General features: G+C 38.3%; 13 protein-coding genes and 1 tRNA gene. 9 read left to right on the plus strand and 5 right to left on the minus strand.

Annotated elements, in window-relative coordinates:
* Positions 1 to 40: 40 nt before the first annotated feature.
* From ACZ1G6_RS15550 to ACZ1G6_RS15580, 7 genes are all read left to right on the plus strand, one after another.
* Positions 41 to 961, plus strand: coding sequence for a hypothetical protein (locus ACZ1G6_RS15550; protein ID WP_472617122.1), 921 nt, complete (start codon positions 41 to 43; stop codon positions 959 to 961).
* A 64-nt stretch (positions 962 to 1,025) separates the two neighbouring features.
* Positions 1,026 to 2,204 carry an AAA family ATPase gene (locus ACZ1G6_RS15555; protein WP_472617123.1) on the plus strand — a complete coding sequence of 393 codons (1,179 nt, stop codon included), beginning with the start codon at positions 1,026 to 1,028 and terminating at the stop codon, positions 2,202 to 2,204.
* Positions 2,205 to 2,301: 97 nt separating this feature from the next.
* On the plus strand, positions 2,302 to 3,465 hold the full coding sequence (locus ACZ1G6_RS15560; RefSeq protein WP_472617124.1) for an McrC family protein: 1,164 nt from the start codon (positions 2,302 to 2,304) through the stop codon (positions 3,463 to 3,465).
* A gap of 86 nt (positions 3,466 to 3,551) precedes the next feature.
* Positions 3,552 to 5,645: a hypothetical protein gene (locus ACZ1G6_RS15565; RefSeq protein WP_472617125.1), complete on the plus strand. Its 2,094-nt coding sequence runs from the start codon at positions 3,552 to 3,554 to the stop codon at positions 5,643 to 5,645.
* A complete protein-coding gene (locus tag ACZ1G6_RS15570; RefSeq protein ID WP_472617126.1) occupies positions 5,642 to 7,171 on the plus strand; it encodes a hypothetical protein in 1,530 nt (509 codons plus the stop codon). The genes ACZ1G6_RS15565 and ACZ1G6_RS15570 overlap by 4 nt, the downstream gene beginning before the upstream one ends.
* Before the next feature lie 17 nt (positions 7,172 to 7,188).
* Positions 7,189 to 12,606: an ATP-binding protein gene (locus tag ACZ1G6_RS15575; protein ID WP_472617127.1), complete on the plus strand. Its 5,418-nt coding sequence runs from the start codon at positions 7,189 to 7,191 to the stop codon at positions 12,604 to 12,606.
* Positions 12,607 to 12,717: 111 nt separating this feature from the next.
* Positions 12,718 to 13,959: a DNA cytosine methyltransferase gene (locus tag ACZ1G6_RS15580; RefSeq protein WP_472617128.1), complete on the plus strand. Its 1,242-nt coding sequence runs from the start codon at positions 12,718 to 12,720 to the stop codon at positions 13,957 to 13,959.
* A gap of 223 nt (positions 13,960 to 14,182) precedes the next feature.
* Here ACZ1G6_RS15580 and ACZ1G6_RS15585 read toward each other — a convergent pair whose 3' ends face one another.
* Positions 14,183 to 15,289, minus strand: coding sequence for an ATP-binding protein (locus ACZ1G6_RS15585; RefSeq protein WP_472617129.1), 1,107 nt, complete (start codon positions 15,287 to 15,289; stop codon positions 14,183 to 14,185).
* Between the two features lie 385 nt (positions 15,290 to 15,674).
* Positions 15,675 to 15,751: transfer RNA gene (locus ACZ1G6_RS15590), tRNA-Arg, on the minus strand.
* Positions 15,752 to 16,317: 566 nt separating this feature from the next.
* On the opposite strand from ACZ1G6_RS15590, the gene ACZ1G6_RS15595 reads away from it, so the two are divergent.
* Together ACZ1G6_RS15595 and ACZ1G6_RS15600 are read left to right on the plus strand one after the other, a co-directional pair.
* Positions 16,318 to 18,189 (plus strand): DUF1800 domain-containing protein, encoded by a 1,872-nt coding sequence (locus tag ACZ1G6_RS15595; protein ID WP_472617130.1) that lies wholly within the window; start codon positions 16,318 to 16,320, stop codon positions 18,187 to 18,189.
* An 11-nt stretch (positions 18,190 to 18,200) separates the two neighbouring features.
* Positions 18,201 to 19,562 carry a DUF1501 domain-containing protein gene (locus tag ACZ1G6_RS15600; protein ID WP_472617131.1) on the plus strand — a complete coding sequence of 454 codons (1,362 nt, stop codon included), beginning with the start codon at positions 18,201 to 18,203 and terminating at the stop codon, positions 19,560 to 19,562.
* 148 nt (positions 19,563 to 19,710) lie between these two features.
* Here the strand turns inward: ACZ1G6_RS15600 and ACZ1G6_RS15605 are convergent, their stop codons facing one another.
* Genes ACZ1G6_RS15605 through ACZ1G6_RS15615 form a run of 3 tightly spaced genes read right to left on the minus strand, consistent with a single transcriptional unit; the run spans position 19,711 to position 21,288 of the window.
* Positions 19,711 to 19,815 carry a hypothetical protein gene (locus ACZ1G6_RS15605; RefSeq protein ID WP_472617132.1) on the minus strand — a complete coding sequence of 35 codons (105 nt, stop codon included), beginning with the start codon at positions 19,813 to 19,815 and terminating at the stop codon, positions 19,711 to 19,713.
* Positions 19,816 to 19,829: 14 nt separating this feature from the next.
* On the minus strand, positions 19,830 to 20,477 hold the full coding sequence (locus ACZ1G6_RS15610; protein WP_472617133.1) for a hypothetical protein: 648 nt from the start codon (positions 20,475 to 20,477) through the stop codon (positions 19,830 to 19,832).
* A gap of 1 nt (position 20,478) precedes the next feature.
* On the minus strand, positions 20,479 to 21,288 hold the full coding sequence (locus ACZ1G6_RS15615) for an Ig-like domain-containing protein (protein ID WP_472617134.1): 810 nt from the start codon (positions 21,286 to 21,288) through the stop codon (positions 20,479 to 20,481).
* Between the last annotated feature and the right edge of the window lies 1 nt (position 21,289).

Consider the following 21,289-nt stretch of genomic DNA (forward strand, 5'->3'; position numbering starts at 1 on the left):
CGAATTCAACAGGCTTCTTATTACCAAAAAAGGAATCAAAATGGCATTATATTGTGGAGACAGGAATTCTGAGGCTGCTTTACTTGCTATCGAGAGTTTTAAACAAAAGTGTCTTTTAGAAGGTACCTCAATCTTTTCTGAACAAAACGTTTGGACGCCTGAACATGTCTCAGAACTTGTCGTTAGCTTTGTCGAAAATTTAGATACGTTGGATGGGACTTTCATTGAGAAGCTACAAAACCAATTATCTACTACTAGCGTTGAGTCAAAGATACTAGCCAGTGAGATGATGTGGTTGATGCTCGTTTGTCCTAGCAATATTGGACAAGAACGCTCCATCGAAAAAATTGGTGAAATATATGCACTAACTGGATTACCGTTTAATGAGGTGATCAACTCTCCGGAAAAGCAGATATATTTTAAAAACCATGTTTTGGGAGGTATAGGTAGTGCAGGTACAGCTTATATAACCATGATGTGGAGAGAGCTCGTTTATCTAATTCGGTTTGCAAGCCAATTTCTAAAAGAGACTGTAACACGTAGACAAGAGTTGTTATCTAGCAATGGATTATTTGCTGAATGGCTTGAACAAATAGAAGAGAACGAGCAAAGACAGTTTCGCCATATGTTGCTTTATCTTTTGTTTCCAGAACAAAACGAAAGAATCTTTAGTAAAAAAGATAGAGAGAAAATAATTCAGAATCTTGGAAATATTGAACGAACTACTGTAAAAAGCTTATCTGCATGGCAAATTGACCAAGAGCTATATAAGCTGCGAGAAAAACTATCCTCTCAATACAATACCTCTGAAATTGATTTTTACACGACTGAAGAAGTCTTAAATTGGAAAAAAAGTTCAGTAAAAGAGAATAAGCAAATATATGACCAAAGTAGAAAAATGAGCAGTACTGATCAAAATAGTCTCAACCAAATCTATTATGGTGCTCCTGAGTACTGGTAAAACTTATCATACGATAAACAAAGCGGTTGAAATACTTGATCCAGACTATTACAAAGAGTTTTACTTGGACAGAAAAGCAATAAAGTCAAAGTATGAAGCTTTGATGAGAAGTGGCTCCATAGGCTTTGTTACATTCCATCAGAGCTTTGGATACGAAGACTTTATAGAAGGGATAAAAGCTACAACCGACGACAATGGTCAAATCAAATACTCAATTCAAGATGGTATTTTTAAGACAATGTGTAGCTCGGATAATGGCACATTTTTAATTCCTGGAGACAAAGTGGGCAGTTATCAGATTAACTCTGTATCTCCGGAAATAATCGAAATAATAAAACCTGAAGCACAAAAAATTCTGCCAATGCCAAGGATTATTGTTGACGAATTACTTTATCTGGTTGAACAGGGTAAAATAACCACTCAAGATATCCGACAAAGACGTGTCTTCGAGGTTATTCCTAACAGCTATTTGGAAAAATACTTGGTGAATGGATACCCCGTACCTCTAGCTGAGTGTGTCGAAAAAATCCTCACAAAGCGTGAGGAGAATGGTGGTTTACAAGAGAAAAAAGTCTTAATAATCGACGAAATTAATCGAGGAAACATAGCCAATATTTTTGGTGAGCTCATCACGCTGATTGAGCCCACTAAAAGGCGTAGCTCTGAGGAGGAATTACAAGCTGTTCTTCCTTACTCTAAAAAAATATTTTCAGTACCTTCAAACCTTTTTGTCATCGGAACAATGAATACTGCCGATAAATCTCTAGCCCAAGTGGACATTGCATTAAGGCGACGCTTTAAATTTATTGAAATGACAGCTGACTATAAACTTTTAGCCAAAATTGACCTTATTGAGGGAATCAACGTCTCTAGAATGCTAGAAGTTATTAATAATAGAATAGAATTACTTATCGATAAAGAGCACATTATTGGTCATAGCTTCTTTTTACCGTTAATAAACAATCCTAGTATTTCATTGCTTTCCGAAATCTTTGATACTCAAATCTTGCCGTTACTAGAAGAATATTTCTTCGAAGATTGGTACCGAGTCGGTCTTGTATTGGGAGACAATCTAAAAAAACATAAGTATCTACAATTTATAACTTTAAAACATCAACAGAATGAATTAATTGAATTATTCGGTGATGATTGGGAAGAACAAGAGTTGCAAACTTATGTTCGAAATAATCAAGCACTAACTAACCCTGATGCTTACATAGGTATCTATCATCAACCCGATTAAAACAGTTATCGTTCGAGAACACGCCACACTGATTAAAGGTGGTAGTCTTGCATGTATTGATAATCATTCAATACCTGCAAGTGCATTTGATTGGTTAATGTCCAACGGGGTTGGAAGGTCGCCAAAACGGATAGAACTTGTCAAAGTTAAGCGCTTAAAAAGTGAATTTGCGTTACAGGTACTTAATTATGTTGGTGTGTTGGAAACACCATGCGGTTGTCGTTTAGAAATTCTCCCTAAAATTACTCTTTCAAATCACGATGAAGTTGCACTAGCTAGACGTACACTTCTCAAGATGCTGTTGACAGTTCAGAATATTAATTGCGTTGAATTTCACCAAAGTTCGTTATCAACAATTAAGCAATCACTATTCGAAGCATTAATATCTATATTTTTAAAAGAAACGACGTCACTAGTAAAAAAAGGTTTGAGGAGCGATTATTTGCGAACTCAAATTCAATCTCCTTTTTTAAAAGGTAAGCTTTTAAGTACCAGACAAATAAACCAAAGACCTGGGAAAGGCAATCTATTTCATATTTGTCGAGATATTTATTCTCTTGAAAGATCTGAAAATAAACTTATCAAATCTGCACTACTGCAAGCTTTTATTTGGAGTAAGAACTCTGAAAATATAAGACTAATCCGTGAGCTGCTTGGGTGGTTTGAAGAGATCAAGGGTTCAGACAATCACGAGTTAGATTTTAGAAAATGGTCTGCAGATAGAACTATCGCCCACTATAGAACAATTAAACCGTGGTGTGAGTTAATTTTGAGAAAAAATAATCCGCTTGCACTTAGCGGCAAGTCTAAAGGCATTTCATTTTTGTTCCCAATGGAAGTACTGTTCGAAAAATATGTTGCCAAAAAACTAAAAACGCAATTAAACCCCGAATTTCAAGTTGGTAAGCAAGTCCAATCTAAGTCACTTGTGATACATAACGATGAACACTGGTTCAAATTAAGGCCTGATATCTTAGTAAAAAATAATACAGAGAATGTCGCTGTTATGGATACAAAATGGAAGGTTATTGATGAGAATATTGGTGGCAAGACTAAGAAATATAATCTAAGTCAATCTGATATGTATCAAATGTTCGCTTATGGTGAAAAATATTTAAACAGTAAAGGTAAGCTTTACTTGATTTACCCCTACTCAGAAAACTTTTCAAAACCGCTACAAAAATTTTATTTCAAGCCTGAATTATCTTTGACCGCAATCCCCTATAACCTCTTGTCTGACGAATGCTATATCGATATTTAAATCAAAATATTCGCAAATCAATCTGGATATTCTGACCAAGTCATATACTATGAAAAAATCTTCTATTTTTCAGGGACGTGCGAACAATGGATTTTAATGAACACAAATTTCCACAAGCTTTTATCAACTGGTCAGGGGCTAAGCAAGGTGGAGTGCGAAATCCTTTCAAAAAGCTATCTGGTCGGCCAGCAGGTTCAAGGATACAAACGTCGTTATCCATTCGATTAAGAAATTGGGCTCAGCAATTACTCCTTGATTACAACAGTGATACGCCTACGGCAGTTTTATTAGTAGGTGGCCCGGGCAACGGAAAGACGGATGCTGTAGAAGGATGCATAGAAGACTTTGACGAAATACTAAATGCTAATGGGGAATTGAGCCGCAAGTTCGCAGACAGATATAACGTACAAGAGAATAGTTTGCCACCTAGAAAGGTTCAAGTAGATTTTTCTGAACTATTAAACGTCCCGACTGAATTTGTAACTTCCATATCTTTGATTCAGGACGCAACGGAAAAAGATCCTAGCCAACCACTTCTTAAACCTGAGCAACTGTTAATTAATGAATTAATTGAAATCATTGAAGGAAGATATAACGGGATTTACATATGTTGTGTGAATCGAGGAATTTTAGCAAATGCATCATCTTTAGCCCATTCCTCAAATAATCAAAGGCTAGTATCTCTTCTAAATAATCTAGTTAAAGCATCAAGTGGTGGACCAAAAGCTCCAAACTGTTGGCCGCTTGAAAATGAAAAAATAGCCATTTGGCCGATGGATGCAGAATCTCTAGTATCTAGTATTTCTGAAAACACACCAACAGTAATGCATCAGATTTTAGAAAAGGCACTAGATGAATCCAAATGGGTGGAGAAGTGCAAAAATTCGAAAGTATGTCCTTACTGCCAGAACTTGGACTTACTAAAAAATAAGAACGCGACAGATAACCTGATATCTCTGTTGAAGTATTTTGAACTGAGCTCTGGTAAACGATGGACTTTTAGAGATTTATATTCATTAGTATCTTTTCTTCTGATTGGTGATCAAGAAGAACGTATAATTGATAAAAAACTATATTCCCCATGCGATTGGACCGCGAAACAGATAGAGTTATTGGGAAGTAGCACAGATAGTCTCGCAAAGGCTCGTGCACCATTAGCGTTAGTCAGTCGTTTATACATGCATCGTTTATTTTCATTGTGGCCAAGATTTACGAAGGGGGCACATAAAAAAGCAAAAGAAACTGTATTAAACAAAAATTTATATGATTCGGGAGCAAAATCAGCAATGCAGTTTTTTAGGGCTCTTGCTGCTATGCCAAAAGATACATCTAGTACAATAAAGAAGATTTTGATTGAGAGTTTTGCGGAAGATTTAGACCCCGGTCTAGTCAGTGGTAGCGTCGCTTTTTATGAAAAAACTAACAAAGAACTAATTACTGCAAACGTAATAGATGAAAGGTTTTCTATGTCTATAAAAGACGGCTTAGATACTGTTAGAAATCGTTTAACTCAAAGTGAGAAAGAGCTCCTTGGAATTTTAGAAAAAATAGATTTATTTTTAATTGAGTACAAACATAGCCCATTGATCACTAAACAAATACGAATTCTACAAGGTACTGTAAGGCAATATGCTTGTAGACTGGTAAAAAGGAGTTTAGGGGTAAGGTTAGGTATATGTAAGAATATTGAGGAATTCAAAGAGTATTCCAGTTTTCATAAAATTCCAAAAATTAGTAAAGACGCTACTTCTCAAATTAGAAACTTAATAAATACTGATGGCTACTTCTCAGTACCTTTATCTACAACTTTTGGTCAGCCAATAGCCCATAGAGACCGAAATATTTCCTTGCTAGTTTCCGAAATTAAACCTAAATATTTGGCTCGGGTTAATAATGAAAAAAGACCTATTGAACATCTCCCATTTGTTTTAATCCATAAGCATCACTACATACCTTTAACATTCAGTCTTTATAAATCCCTAAAGGATATCAAGAATGGGCTAAATGAAGCGTCTTTGCCCGAAGAAGTCTTTGCAATGCTAGATGAAGTTAAATCTGTTATGGCAGGCGCTATAGTGAGAGACGAAGATTATCTGGACCAAAATGTAGACTTAAAAATTGGCAATCAATTGATTGAAATTGAAACAGATGAAGAGCTTGCATTTGGAGAAATGAAATGAGTAGTTTTGACTCTTTTTTGAATGATCCTTGGAAACCAGAAAATACACATACCCTTTATTCAAATAGTCTTTTACAAATTAAACCTGCACCAGAGTTTGTGACGGGTGAAATCCTACTAGCATCTCTCTACAGGAACGTCGGATTTTATGGTTCGCTCTCTGAAAAAAAGGTTCCTATAAACGGTAGAGGATTAGAAAAAAAATTAGATACTAATGGAATAACGAAGAAGAAAATGCAAAACGACAGTGTTGATTCTGAGTTATGGAAAAAAATCGTTACCAAATCGATAACCAGTCCCAAACAAGTCAATCAATCGAAAAAACAGTTTTTACAACTCAGTCCTCTTATACCTGAAAATACCATATATTCTATGGCGGCGAGGCTAGCGGGAAACCCTTGGAATCCCGGTAAATTGATAGCGAGAATGCTATGTTACTCTTCAAGCTCAAAAGAAGAGGCTCTAACAATTTGGAAAGAACTTTTTGCTGCATTGAGTATAGATGAAAAAGATGATGATGTATGGGCGCGATTACTACAAAAGGAATTTGAAGAGTGGAGGCCGAGTGAACTTAAGGATGCGTGGAAAGAGCCAAGCTCACTTCCGCTTTCTGAAAATGAACAGTTTTACAATATAGGGCTAAATAATCCCTCACAAACCTTCTTTAAGGATTTGAAATCAATATTAGAGTTAAAAACTAGACTGACCCGAAGACAATGGATTTCTATGCTTGAATCGTTGCTAAGAATAGGCAGCTCATCTCATGTCATGTGGTTGTGTACACTAAATAAAAAACTAACTAATGTTTTTGAGTCTTCTTTGAGTTCTAATAAAATTTGGACAAGGGAAATGCTTGTTGAAGAGCTTTCCTCAAAAGATACTTTTTGGTCTCTTGGTCAAGCTACTTCTAAAACAATTCAAGAGTTAGTTAGGTATTACATCATAGGTAAGTGTTCAATAAATCTTTTGTTTTGGACTTTACAAGATAAGCACCATTTCGATTTTTCGCAATTCAAACTGAAGTCTGTAGACGACATCTTGGACTTGACTCGTCAATTGAAGTCTTTTGCCGACTCACATAGTTTTGATCAAGTAGGTTATAGAGAAAATCTTAGTACTATTTTAGAAGTAGATCCTAAAATTTCATCTGGCAAAAAGGGAACCTCAAAAAACCTGTTGGAGTTTTTAAGCCATGTCAATAGACAACGCCAAACATCTGAGGCAGGCCTTGAAAGCTATGACCAAGGATTTTTTAATAGGAAAAAAGGAAATTATAACTCAGCCCCTTGGGTGACAGGTTTAGGACCTGCTGCAATACTAACAATGGTGCATTGCACCGTTAGCAAAACACAGGGCCCACAAACAATTTCAGATCTAGCAGTACAGTTACGCAAATACGGATTAGATGTTAACTTCCAACAATCAAATAATGATAGCTTGCAGAAAACTCTACGAAGTTTGGGTCTTGTAATTGATAGTCCCGATGCTGAAGGCGGTATGATAATTAATAGTCCGTTCGTATTATAGATACTTCAAGGAATAAAATGGAAAAGTTCTACACAATTATCAAGGACATTGTAAAAGCTGATACGTCGGCCTTACTTACTTCTGAAACTGATCCGATTAGGGCTATCTTCTCTGGCTTACCGGCCTCAATGCTTGAGCAACTGTTTCATGAAATGGTAAAAGAAAATGATAATTTTTTAATTGAAAGAGACGGCTTGCAAAAATTGATACCAGTCTTGCTCGTAGATACTACAACGACTGAAGACCCAGATACTATTCGTTCGGGAAAATGCAGTCATAATCATTTAGTTACAATTAGAAACTCTGAAAACGCATCCTTTCTCGGTTTAGTTAATCAATCAAGTGGTACTAATAAGTCATCTGAAACATCCGTACAAAATATTGGTATTTTGAAAAATAATTTTGATGCATTAGATGATTGGATGTCTGAAAAGATCGTAAATCAACTGATCATCGAAACTACAAAAAAATTTAGGCCAAAATATGATAAAGAAATTGATGAACTTGTTTCTACGTACCTGACAGAAGCGTGGGAAGCTGAGACCGATTTTGCTGGCCATAATATTTTGTGGAATGCACTCAAAACTCTATTTGAGCTATCTGAAATATCAGATTCTCTCGAAATATTATTTGCTAATTTAGGTATTCCAGAAGTTACCAATGCATTAGACGACAACGCAATTTCTGCTATTAAGTTACCTAAAAGGATTGCAAGTTTTTACGTCATCAATGGTTTTACAAGTGGAACAAATCAACTAATCGAAGAGTTAGCTGATAGCGACAAATATCTAGAAAGTTCTATATTGGAGTTCGTAAAATCGCTAAAACTCTCATGTTTGACACCTGATGATTTTGCAAGAAGTCCTATTGCTGAATATTCAAAGGCTCTTGAATTAGGAGCCACAGAATGGGGAAATGAATTAACCTCAGAAATTTGGATGAAAATATTGGATGGCTCAAATGACGCTGAACAATACTCATCTATTGAAGTTAGATGCACAAACGGTTTGTTTACACCTGTATCTAGTAGCCATCCCATAGTGGTTAATGAACCACCTCGACTTTCGATTAGACAAAAAGACTATGCTAAAGATATATCAATTGAGGTATTTAAAGCTTCAGGCAATAAAATACCTGTTGATATTGAATCTTTTTCATTAGGAAATACAGCATTGGACTGGGAGGACGAACTGGACCAACCGGAGCACAACCGTTTTGTCAAATATCAGTTTGATTCAACAGAAATTGCAAAACCTGTTGTTCTAAAAATTATAGACTTACGTTGTTATGAGCCCAAATTAGCAATTAACTGCCGATCTGCAAATCGTATAACTCCATTCAAAATAAAAAAACAAAAGAAAAAATCTTTAACTAAAGACCTTACGTTTGAATGTGAGATTGAAGTCAATGGCACCGGTGCTCACACTGTAGATATATATTTCGATCCGACTATCAAGCTGCCAAAGACCATAAAGAGTAGCGTGGATAGTGAATCCGAACCAATAGAAAAAAACATAAATCTCAATAACCCTTCACACGCAGTTTCTTTGTTGGATATAGAGCAAGATTTGTCATACGAACTTGTCGCTTACAATGAAGAAAATGAGCTTATAACCTTTATATTTAATCTAAGTGTAGGCGATTTCACGCCTAAAGGCGTCCCCAACGAGTTCAGAAAACTTGTTTTACAAAGTATTGAAGGAAACTCTCAATCAAAAGTTGAAGCAAGACCCTCAATGCTGACTATGCTCGAACAGTGGATTGTAGAGAGTAGTGACTCCTTCTATCCTTTAATTATTGGACTAGGGTTAAAAAATCAATGGGCGAAACCTCAGTGGGAGAATCAACCAACGCTTTCTGATTTAAAGGTATTTTTGGATCCTAGACCAAAATTTGAGTTTTTGGAAAAAGCTATGCCTCAAGAGTATAAGAAAGCTCGAGAAAAAATAAATGACATACTTAAAAAGAAGTTCAATAGTGGTGACTCGATAGATTCAATTAATCTGGCGATTTTGTATTTAGAGAACGAATTTAAGACTGCTATCGATGATTATATTGAGTCATATGTTAATTGGATATCTGCCGATGATACTGAACTTGCGGTATGGACTGATATAATCACAGTTCATTCGGAAGAAGGAGACAATGGATGTCTTTACACAATACCTGATGCGATCTTGCTATCTCCAATGCATCCAATAAAACTAGCTTGGCAATGTAACGCACAACTTTTGCTTGAAGAAGCAATCAACAATGAAGTTAAGACACCTGCGGCAGGAACTATTGACCCCTCTAGTTTTCCTAGCTGCTTAATCCTCCCTTGTTTAAATGCCAATTCAAAGATGGAGTATATTGGTTTTGCTTCAGTAAGAACATCTTCTGACTATTGGAGTGTTCTCTGGAACACGAATGCCATATCTAAAATCGGTAATCCTGAGCTTAACAATATTTTTAACTTTGAATTTGGGTTGTCGATTGACGGTATGGCTCAAGGATTTAGTGTCCAACAAGTCAAGCGCTCTTTAGATGACGTCAAGCAATTAGCCTCAGCAAAATCGTTGTTATCTATATCTTTAACCACTGATATACCAGGAGCTAGCTCATGTAATTCTGGAATTGAAGAATGGTGCGAGCAAAATATGGGTATCGACAATGATGAATGGACAGACGGGGGGGCTATGTCTTTAAATGTTTTTGATACCCGACCTTTGAGTACTCAGCCTGAGCCAGCAATACTTGCATCGCTTACTGCTAAAAGCGGAACAAATGTTCGTTGGTATAGCAGAGAGAAAAAGGAAATAAATGAAAAAAGAGATCTATCAATAATTGACCACCTGAAAACTATGAATAACCGATTTGAACAACATGCAATCAAATCTCCTGTAGATCCAACCGGTTTATTTAGAGTGAATATAAAAAGGAGTTTTAAAAATAATCATAACTTTATTGCTGAATCAAAAGTTGGCGAATTCCATGGTACAGAATGCGAATTTACACTCCGTAAGAACCTATTAGTAGCTCTTGAATTCCTTGAAACAAACTGCTCTATAAAATACGAATTATTTGATAGTCAAGTTTTTGCACCTAATTTGGGGACTCTCAAAGATACACTTGAAAACACAGATTTTTTGGCGGTTTCATCCTCAACAATAGACGCATCTTGCTTCCACATACCAGAGTTTTCTTCGTTCCTTTGGGACTATGAACTTCCCAAGTACTCTTCTAAGGTTGGATTATCGAGCGGTTATTATTTGCTCGCAAAAGAGTCCGAAAATATGCACCTAGTCTTGAAAAATGCACTCGAAGAATTCAAGGGTAGTACGACGACGAATAATGAAGAAAGTATAGGACTTTTAAGGGAAATTTCATTAAGAGGTATGCCGACCTTAAAGAAATTGACTGGCGGTGGTACAGCAAGCTTTGGTGAAATAGGTATGCTCGTAGCACTCAGATTGTTGCAAACTGAATTTCAGCATCCAATTAGTTATTCTGGGATACTGCCAGTAAATACCGAACAAAATCTAATTAATTTAATAATCCCCGCAGATATTTTTCAATCTAGGTTCGACCATATAAGAGAATGCATTAAAGATAAAAGTCTAGAACGTCCTGATCTATTCAGCCTTAGTATCAAATATAACAGTCAGAATAGCGCGGTCTCTCTAAAAATTTGTTGTATCGAAATCAAGGCTCGTCATAACAAAATGACTAATGATGAGCATACAAAGGCTTTGAAGCAGGCTGAAACATTTATAAGTTTTCTACAAGCGATGAAATCTAAATCATCAAAAAGCGCATTAGAAGGTGTAGGTTGGAGAGAAATGATTTCGAGTTGGGTTGACTATGGTTTTCGAATATACGGAGAATTACCAAGCATTAAACAAAACGCAAATAACTGGTCGTCAATGCATCAAAATACAATATCACAGATATTAAATTCCAGTCTTGAAATAGAAATAGATTCTGTGGGGCGACTCATATCTATAGAAAAGGTGACTCATGGTCATATTATCAATTCGAACAATTCTCCATTCAATAACGCTATTGTTTTGAGTCATGAAGATGCCGGAAAACTGTTGACAGAACAGCAATACGAGATAATTAGCGAAGTTAAATCTAAAGTAAATGATTGGGGACTTTTTGCTGATTGCGGCAAAACAACAAGTCCAAATGGAAAATCAATATCAGTTAAAGTCCCACCTCACGAGCAGCAAGACCCAGCTCAATCAAACGCACGAGATAGCGATACTAAAACTAGTGAAAATGAAAATGCAGCAGGTCAAAATTTAGGTCCGAGCAATGAGCTCGATTTTAGCTTAGGTATCAGGTTTAAAGTGGGTGAGGCGTTAAACAGGTTAGGCGATAATGAAATTTTTTACTATCCAGGTAATACTGAGCTCAACAATATCAACATTGGTGTGGTGGGAGATTTAGGCACAGGGAAAACCCAAATGCTTAAGTCACTAGTGTACCAATTTGTAAAACAACCAGAAAATAATCGTGGCGTCAGCCCCAGAGTCCTCATACTTGATTATAAAAGAGATTTTAGCGACGTTTCCGATGAAAACTGTAAGTTCATTGAAAAAGCCAAGGTAAAAGTTGTGAAACCTAAGGATATCCCGTTGAATATGTTCAACACTTCTGATTGTCTTTCAGGCACTCCTTGGTTGGACCGATTTTCCTTCTTTAGAGATATACTTGGCAAAATATTCAGTTCAAAAGGGGCGGTACAGGACGCTAATCTGAAAGCTGCAGTCAAAGCTTGCTACCAAAAATCTCAAGATAGAGATCCCAATATATATGAAGTATTCGACGAATACCAAGCTATTCTTGATGGTAAAGTCGATTCGATTTATGGGATTCTAAGCGATATTGTCGACTATGAGATTTTTGAAAGGAACCCTGACAAAATTGTGCCATTTGAAAAGTTCTTCGATGGAGTCGTCGCAATAGACTTAAATGAGTTTACGGATGAAAAGCTAAAAAACCTAGTTATCGTAATATTCTTAAATTTCTATTATGAATATATGATGAAAATTAAGAAAAAACCATTTTTAGGTACCAAGCCTCAAACAAGATTTATTGATTCTTATTTACTCGTAGATGAAGCTCACAATATTATGCAGTACGAGTTCCCAGTACTTACAAAGCTTTTACTCCAAGGCCGTCAATTTGGGGTAGGAGTGATACTAGCGTCTCAATACTTCTCGCATTTTAAAACATCCAAGGAAAATTATGTAGAACCAATACCCACTTGGTTTGTCCATAAAGTACCAGGAGTTAAAACTAACGATATGGATAGAATTGGGCTTCCGACAATGGGTAATCAAGCAATTAATAAAATTGCATCACTTGGAGTATTTGAATCTCTTTGTAAAACACTAGATTGCGAAGGTGAGTTTATAAAAGGAATCCCTTTTTTCAAATTAGATTAGCTCTCAAAGAATCTAAAATAGTACCTATGGCTTTTAAAAAAAACTCAGGTATACTACTGAGCTTTTGTACAGTCATTATAAGCTTTTATAGAAACGGAAGTTATTTTAAGAATGAATACTGGTGGTAAATATATAGATTTATTTTCCGGTTGCGGTGGATTCTCTCTTGGTCTTGGCAAGGCTGGGTGGAGAGGTATTCTTGCGGTCGAGAGAGACCCGATGGCATTTGATACTTTTAAAAATAATCTTATTGATGGCAAATATGGACATTTTGATTGGCCAGATTGGCTACCAATCAAGAACACTACTATTCAAGATCTTTTAGAAAATCATAGAGAGCATTTAGATTCCCTGCGTGGCTCAGTGGATCTAATAGCAGGAGGCCCACCTTGTCAGGGTTTTTCTTTAGCAGGCCGACGAAATTCTAAAGACCCGAGAAACAAACTCTCCAACGAGTACATTAAGGTCGTTGACATTATCCGTCCTAAATTTCTTATTTTAGAAAACGTCAAAGGTTTTAACTCAAAATTTAAAGGCGCAGATGGCGTCCGAGAATTGAAGCCCTACTCAATTATTGTTAAAGAAAAAATTCAAAAATTAGGCTATCAAGTATTTACTGACTCAATATGCAGCGAGAATTTTGGAGTACCTCAAAAAAGAACTCGTTTTATTATGATAGGTGTTAGAAAAGACCTAGTTCATGATAATTTAGAGCCCTTCACCATATTAGAAGGCTTAAGACTAAGTTTCCTAAAATCGAAAAAGTTACCTCAACGCTGTATTTCGGTAAAGGAAGCTATTTCCGATCTAGAGGTCTCTAACAAAGAACTCATTTATCATTCTGGTGCAAAGGAAAGTGGGTTTAAAAAAATTGATTATAAAGTCCCTTCAAAACTTACATCATATCAATCTCTTATGAGAAGAGGGTTGAATGGAGTAGCTCCAAACAGTTTGAGGATAGCAAGACACAGGCCAGAAACTATTGAGAAATTCAAGCTGATTCAAGAGCTATGTATTCCAGGATTAGGGTTAAGTGACAAGCATAAGAGACAAATTGGAACGAAAAAACAAGTAATCAGCGTGCTTGACCCAAACAAGCCATCAAGAACACTTACAACGCTACCTGATGACCTGCTTCATTATTCTGAGCCTCGTATCCTTACTGTTAGAGAAAATGCTCGTATACAGTCATTCCCTGACGATTATGTTTTTTGTGGAAAGTATACAACTGGTGGTAGCAGGCGTACCCAAGAATGCCCTCGATACACTCAGGTTGGCAACGCCGTTCCGCCTCTACTTAGTGAGGTTCTTGGAACTCTGATCAATAATATAATTAATTCACAAATAAGGTAGTGGTACAAGTTACTTATTTGTATTGGTTCAGCCTTAATCGCACTTTACTTCACTTCTTACCCAGTATAATAATTCAGCAACTCTTGGGTTGTTTTCAGTCAGTATTTGACTATTAATTTCGACATTCATACGAAACTTTAAATTATTAAAAACATCCTCTAAGTTTGTTGACACCGTAGAATAAAATAACAACGTATGTAGGAGTAGCTTTACAAGACTATCCCTAAACATCATTAAATCCTACAACGTCTCTTGTTCCGAGATACCTTGACGTCCCCTGAGATTTTCTCTGGTCCAAGCCTAGCCAGTCATTTTTTTCATTGCCATATGGTGATATTCTAAAAGAGTTATAAAACAAAAATACCGAGCCGTAGTTGTTCGGCTTTACTCCTACATTTTTTGTAAAATATGTCTTTGAAAGGGTGTCCAAATAATGTATTTCTACTTTAATGTTTTTTAGTAGCCTGTATGGATTCCTCGCCTTATAAGAATAAATAACTTGTCCTTGATAAAACAATTTTGTATCTATAAATTTTCCACTTTCATCAATGCGTGAATAAATATATATAGTTTTAAACGATAATTTGTCTAACGTACTGTTATTTATTTTAGTGTTTATCTTGTCGGCTAGTTTCGCATCTTTAAAGACTCCGTTCGACTTTAAAACAATTTCAAAGTTTGAATCAAGCTCAGGAGAGAATTTTTCTAAATCTGCTACTAACTTCTTAAATTTTTGTTCATTCCAAATACTGCGCAAATTGAAAATTTTAAGCACCGTACCGTGCTTAAACTCATCAACACCTGCTAACAAACAAAATTCTTTTTCGTCTAAAATTTCGATAGTTAAAGGTATGCTTGATATTTGATCTGCTTGACCTTTGTTTTCGAACTGGCTCCAATCTATATCAAGTTTTAAATAATCCCCTCCAACAGCCTTGGTAAACAAACTTAAGTCTTTGCCCAGACGATCGCAGCTAAACCGGCCAACACCTTTATTTCCGGCATATGCTTTGTCTTTTAAGTGTTTTTTCTCAGAATAGGCAATATTCAACCACTTTTCTTTCAAATCATCCAAGCTCATCCCTGAGCCGGTATCTTTGATCGTTATCTCAGGCTGCTCGAAAGACTCGTTAAAAAGAGCATATGGGTCTATATTGTCGTTTGGAGTATTTTTGAATTCCAATACCACGAAACTGGATCCGGCGTCTTTTGAATTTTTAACTAATTCAATAATGGCGACATTATCGTTGTAGATTAATCCTCGTCCGACTATATCCTTGACACCGGCATTGGCTACAAAATTAGCAGAAAGACTGTTTCTGAAGGTCATTTGGGGTTCACCGAATAATTTCTTAGCAACTGCAAGGTCTTTAAACTCCAGTCACGATACTATGCCATCAATGACTTTAAAATCTGGATTAGATTAAAGCAAACGAAATCAAAAGCATACTCCAAAGTTCGTAAATTGTCTGCAAGATAATTTGACGATGCTATTGGTTGTTGTGCTTGTAGTTGTGATTCATACTGTTTTAAACGTTAAATTTGGTTTTGCATTGTATTGCTTTGGGATGGTATTGATATAACAACATATGAGCCATTTCATACAGTTTTATATGAACCGAAAATAATTAACATGAGACTGGTCACAACGCGGTCACATTAAGTCAATGAGGCTGACATTACTAAAAAAGGCCAACACTCAAAAAACCAAAAAGTGGCGCACCCGGCGCGATTCGAACGCGCGACCTACGGCTTCGGAGGCCGTTACTCTATCCAGCTGAGCTACGGGTGCGTAGCGGTTTTACTCTGTTTTAGTGCAAAACATTGCGTTTTGCGCTTATGACCTTTGGCTCCTGTGACTTAAACTTGTTCTGAGTGCAGGCTTCGGAGGCCAACACTCTATCCAGCTGAGCTACAGGTGCTATGATTTTTCGCGCTGAATGTTAACACAAAACAGTGGAGGTGAGCTATGACCTTTACCAGCTTTAATTAATTAAGTGCTGGTCATGTCGTTACAAAGGCAAGAGCTCATTTCGTTGGATTGAATCGCACTATTTTTTAATCAATTTTATGTCGATAGGCTAATTTCATTCGACAAATTACATAGTGTTTGGCGCCTTTTCAATATCTATGACACCGGTTTTTACAAACTTACACAAAGAGTCATGCAAGGCAGTCCCTCTATCAGTCAGGTTTAGGATCTAGGCTTCTTTAATAATATTAGGCCCCAATCTTTGTTCTTTTGTAAGTTATTGTCAGCACTGTGTAAAGATTCCGTAAAACCCATCGGCTCAGCTTGCCCCCACAAAAATAACCTTGCTAATCTCTCGCCATCGACAAATTTAAAGGGTTATTACAATGAAAGAAACGAATCCAAGTAAAGTGAGGGCGTTCAATAAATTGATAGTGTCTTTAAGGGTACGATTATTGTTTACTACCTTGACCATTATGTTTTTGTCAGCTTGCGGCGGCGACAGCGATTCTTCAACTACAATTCCAACACAACCGATTTCTTCACCGATTACTCCCCCAGAAACGCTTGGAAAATTTGCGACGAAGCAAACAACTTCTCGCTTTTTAACCATGGCAACATTTGGCCCAAAGCCCCAAGATGTTGAAACGTATACCGGTACCGATGCATCAGATTGGTTTATTGAACAGTTTGATGCACCTATCTCAACATTTTTACCCGACGTGCAAGCGTATGCAGAAGCTGGGACGCCTCAGCAAGGCATGTTAGCAGATGCCTTCGACCAAGGCGCCACTACATGGGTCTTTTGGCGAAATGCGGTACATGGCGAGGATCAACTTCGCCAGCGCATGGCTTTTGCGCTTTCTCAAATAACCGTTGTCTCAAATGGAAGCAGCGGGTTGTTGGGTATTTTTCCACAAACACTCGGGTATTTTCAGGATATTTTGGCAGAGCATGCTTTGGGGAATTATCGTGATCTACTTGAAGCAGTAACCTATTCACCGGCTATGGCAGAGTATTTAACCTATCTTGGAAACGAGAAGGGTAATCCCAACACAGGTCAGGTGCCTGACGAAAATTATGCTCGAGAGATTTTACAATTATTTACCATCGGCTTAGTTGAGCTTAATCCTGACGGAAGCCCTGTACTTGATGCTGATGGCGTAGCTATCGAAATATATGACAATACAGATATTACTGGCTTGGCGAGAGTGTTTACTGGACTACATAATCCCTCACTCGACTTAGAGACGAATCTTGTACGTCGTCTTCCTCAGATAAGACAAGCTGTTACGCAGCCCTTGCAGTTAAATGGGCTAACTCATTCAAATAATGAAAAGACCTTTTTAGGCCTGACTATTGAAGCCAATACCCCCGGTGATGTGTCAATTTCTATGGCATTGGATCATATTATGGACCATCCAAATGTTGGGCCTTTTATTGGGCGTCAGTTAATTCAACGCTTTGTTACCAGCAATCCAAGTCCAGCATATATTGAACGAGTTGCTGGTGCTTTTGACAGTGGTAGTTTTATTTTACCTAATGGTGTTGAGGTAGGTCAGAGCCGCAAAGGTGACCTTAAAGCGACTATCGCGGCTATTTTATTTGACCCTGAAACTGAACTAGAAACGGCACTCGGTGATAACACATTTGGCAAGTTGCGAGAACCGGTGTTACGCCTTAGTCATTTTATGCGGGCTTTTAATACTGACATGAGCACGCCAGAATATGTTGCTCAGTTATACGACACGTCTTCTTTGGGTGCTCTAGGGCAGCATCCTTATCGCTCACCGTCAGTATTTAATTTTTATCGCCCCGGATACTTAGCCCCGGGCACTTTATCGGCGCAAGAAGGACTTGTTGCGCCTGAATTACAAATACTCAATGCATCGAGCATACCTGGTTATATCAATCTTCTTTCGTTTGGTACGTTTAGACAGCAAAGTGCTAATCCAGATCAAATGCGAACTGTGTTTACTCGATTTGGTGTTCCCTTTAACCAGAGCCAATCGCGACAAACCTTTATTGCTGATTATCAAGACGCATTGCCGCTGGCTGATAACTCTGAATTGCTTATTGATTACCTAAATGAATTACTCGTTTACGGCACGATTAGTGAAAGTACACGACAAGAATTAATTGCGACCTTAGATACCTATCCACGCAATGGCACTTTGGATGATGACACGCGAGAGCGAATAGTTGGTTACGCCGTGCTCATGGTGATGTCTACACCTGATTATCTAATTCAACGTTAAGGACACTTACTATGAAATTATCCCGACGTGACTTTTTGCGCTATTCGATTTCGGCATCGCTTGCGAGCACTACTTTACTGGGCTTGCCCGGCGCACTCACCGCTCATGCAGCTCAAAGTACTGATTATAAAGCGCTGGTATGCGTGTTTTTATTTGGCGGTATTGACGGCCACGACTTGCTTATTCCTTACGATATTGAGTCGTATAATGGCTTTGCAAACATCAGGCAATCGCTGTTGAATCGATATGATGGTGCTCGCTCAAGAGAAAATCTTTTGCCACTTCGACCCGACAATGCAACAAATTTTGGCAGCCGAGAATTTGCGCTTCCGCCTGAATTAACACGGTTGAAATCAATCTTTGACCAAGGCAGAGCAGCCTTCGTAGGGAATGTTGGCCCCTTAATCGAGCCCGTGAGTCGCCAAACATTTGCTAGTGGTGCAGCACATTTACCTCCGCGCTTATTCTCGCACAACGATCAACAGTCAATATGGCAGTCGAGTGCCCCAGAAGGCGCACAATTTGGCTGGGGCGGTCTATTTGCTGATGCGATCTTAGCTGCAGGTGCCAATAACGGCATAAGCCAATTTACCACCCTTGCGACCGCTGGCGTGGGACCTTTTCTAACTGGTAATGTGGTATCGCCATACCAAGTATCGCCAAACGGCTCGGCAGGTATTACAGCCTTAGATGGAGCAAGTGTGGGTGGCACTAACGGCGAGTTTGCTGACTTTATTGCATCTGCTCGCGATAAATTTAGAGCACAAGGGTTTCGTCCATCTAATATTCTAGCTCAAGATGTTGCTAATAAGCTAAAAACGAGTATTGATGCCAATTCAGTATTTGATGCCGCCCGCTTATCGGCACCCGCGTTAACAACTGAATTTCCATCATCATCACTTGGTAGTCAGCTCAAAGCTGTTGCCGAAACGATGTCTATTCGAAGTAGCCTTTCTGCTAACCGTCAGATCTTTTTTGTTGGCACTGGCGGCTTCGATACTCATTCTAATCAAGCAAGTGACCTTCCTGCTTTGTTGTCACAACTTGACGCTGCCCTGGGCGCATTTGACGCTGCTATGTTAGAGCTTGGTTTGTCGGAAAATGTCACTACATTTACCGCCTCTGATTTTGGTCGTACGTTGACCGTTAATGGTGACGGTACTGATCATGGCTGGGGTAATAATCAAATTGTAATGGGAGGGGCTGTGCGCGGACGTAACATATTCGGTGATATACCACCTGCACTTTTAGGGCACGACTTAGATGCCGGAAATGGTCGGTTTATACCTACCTTAGCGGTCGAGCAATTCGCTTCGCCAATGGGACAATGGTGGGGATTGTCAGATACAGAAATCAGGGAAGCCCTGCCTTAGTTTAGGTAATTTCAATCATGTGAACCTAGGTCTTTTTACCTAACGCTAGCCGCCAAATAAGCAATTAGATAAATTGAGGGCATCCATGTGATGCCCAAACTTACATGATGCCAATTAGATTAAAGTGTATATTGGCAGCCCATCGCTTTTATTCTTCAAAGTGATATGTCAGGCCTAGCCATAACACATCGTCTTCAAAATCATCAAAGTGATAACGCTCAATTTCTAAGTTAGCTTCAAATCTGTCATTCAATTTGTATGATGCACCTAGTCCATAATATAAGTCGTTACCTTTGTCACCTTTAGCAGGCTTTCAAGCTGACGCTGACCAAACACATCAAACGACTGGTACTCGCCTTCCCAGTGAAATAGTCCGCCACGAACATAGGTATACCAATCTTCTGCGACATAAAAACTATATACAAGTCCTACTGTAATCCCCTGTACTTTTTCAGGCCTTACGCTTCGGGCGACATCAAAAAAGCGATCTGGGTCGGTCGTAAAAGTCGAAAACGCAATCGATGCATCGTTAAGCTTTGTATAACCAAACTCAACCACTAAGTCTTTGGTCAAAGTGGCGCCTAATACACCCTTATACGACGCGCTACGGTCACCTACTTCGATATCAAAAGGTTCAAATCCAATGGCCCTTGCAGCGTTAGCAACATCAATATCAGTGACACCGCTTAAGTTCTTGCCACCATAAAAACCTGCATAAAAATACTCAAACACACATTCGCCATCGTTTTTCACGTCTGCACATTTCGATTTATTAAATCCTGCTTTTATCTCATCTGTAAGCTTTGTACTTGCATTGGCATGATGATCAGCTGATGCAGATGTGCTTAGCATGGCTAATCCTAAGCATATAGCTGGCCCGATTAACTTCACGTTTTTGACAGTAAATACCTTCATACTATCTTTCCTTATTTTTATTATTAATTAGGCTGACTAACCCTTGTTTAGAATTTGCAACGCTATGCCATGGTCGTCTAAACACAAGGCATAACATACACAGCAACATCCATAGAATGCTCAAGGTACCGCCACCGGTAGATTCGTTTTCGATTCTAACCAGTTTGCCTTGAACATTAATACGCACAGTTGCAACGGCGATAAGCCCTTGTTCATCGGTAATGGTATATGTCAATGTTGCTTGAGGCCCTACGCCCGGATTCGGCGTGAACTGTATCCGCCCATCAGCCAATATCACTACCGTGCCATCGCTTGAGTTGACCGCCGTTACTTGTATATCGGTGCCTCCAGCTGTTAAGTCAGGGTCACTATCATTTGCTAACACGTTTATAGTGACACTATTGCCAAAGGTAACGCTGGCTGAATCATCAACTGCAATTGGTGGCATATCACCAATTACAATCACAAATATCGTAGCAACGTCAGTCCCACCGTTTCCATCGCTGATGCCATAAGAAATTTGATCAGCACCTGTGAAGCCTATAGCAGGTTGATACAACACTTGATTACCCACAATTGAAACCGTACCGAAGAAAGAATTAACCGACGTAATGGTCAATAAATCTCCGTCAGGATCACTGTCGTTAGCAATCGCGTCAATTGTCACTGGCACTTCTTGGCGTGTTTGTGCAATGTCGTCCTCTGCAACAGGTAATTCATTAGGCTGAGCAAAAACAACTCCCACAAAACCAGGGTCGATAATATTCTTATTGGCAATACCATCAGCATCGTTTGCTTCGCCATCGACCATT

It is taken from the genome of Glaciecola sp. HA4-3, from assembly GCF_055693685.1.

Bases quoted from the DNA above. Each gene is read 5' to 3' on its own strand.
- ACZ1G6_RS15585 (WP_472617129.1), bottom strand. From the start codon at position 15,289: ATGACCTTCAGAAACAGTCTTTCTGCTAATTTTGTAGCCAATGCCGGT.
- ACZ1G6_RS15615 (WP_472617134.1), bottom strand. From the start codon at position 21,288: ATGGTCGATGGCGAAGCAAACGATGCTGATGGTATTGCCAATAAGAAT.
- ACZ1G6_RS15580 (WP_472617128.1), top strand. From the start codon at position 12,718: ATGAATACTGGTGGTAAATATATAGATTTATTTTCCGGTTGCGGTGGA.
- ACZ1G6_RS15600 (WP_472617131.1), top strand. From the start codon at position 18,201: ATGAAATTATCCCGACGTGACTTTTTGCGCTATTCGATTTCGGCATCG.
- ACZ1G6_RS15575 (WP_472617127.1), top strand. From the start codon at position 7,189: ATGGAAAAGTTCTACACAATTATCAAGGACATTGTAAAAGCTGATACG.
- ACZ1G6_RS15595 (WP_472617130.1), top strand. From the start codon at position 16,318: ATGAAAGAAACGAATCCAAGTAAAGTGAGGGCGTTCAATAAATTGATA.
- ACZ1G6_RS15550 (WP_472617122.1), top strand. From the start codon at position 41: ATGGCATTATATTGTGGAGACAGGAATTCTGAGGCTGCTTTACTTGCT.
- ACZ1G6_RS15565 (WP_472617125.1), top strand. From the start codon at position 3,552: ATGGATTTTAATGAACACAAATTTCCACAAGCTTTTATCAACTGGTCA.
- ACZ1G6_RS15570 (WP_472617126.1), top strand. From the start codon at position 5,642: ATGAGTAGTTTTGACTCTTTTTTGAATGATCCTTGGAAACCAGAAAAT.
- ACZ1G6_RS15610 (WP_472617133.1), bottom strand. From the start codon at position 20,477: ATGAAGGTATTTACTGTCAAAAACGTGAAGTTAATCGGGCCAGCTATA.
- ACZ1G6_RS15560 (WP_472617124.1), top strand. From the start codon at position 2,302: ATGTCCAACGGGGTTGGAAGGTCGCCAAAACGGATAGAACTTGTCAAA.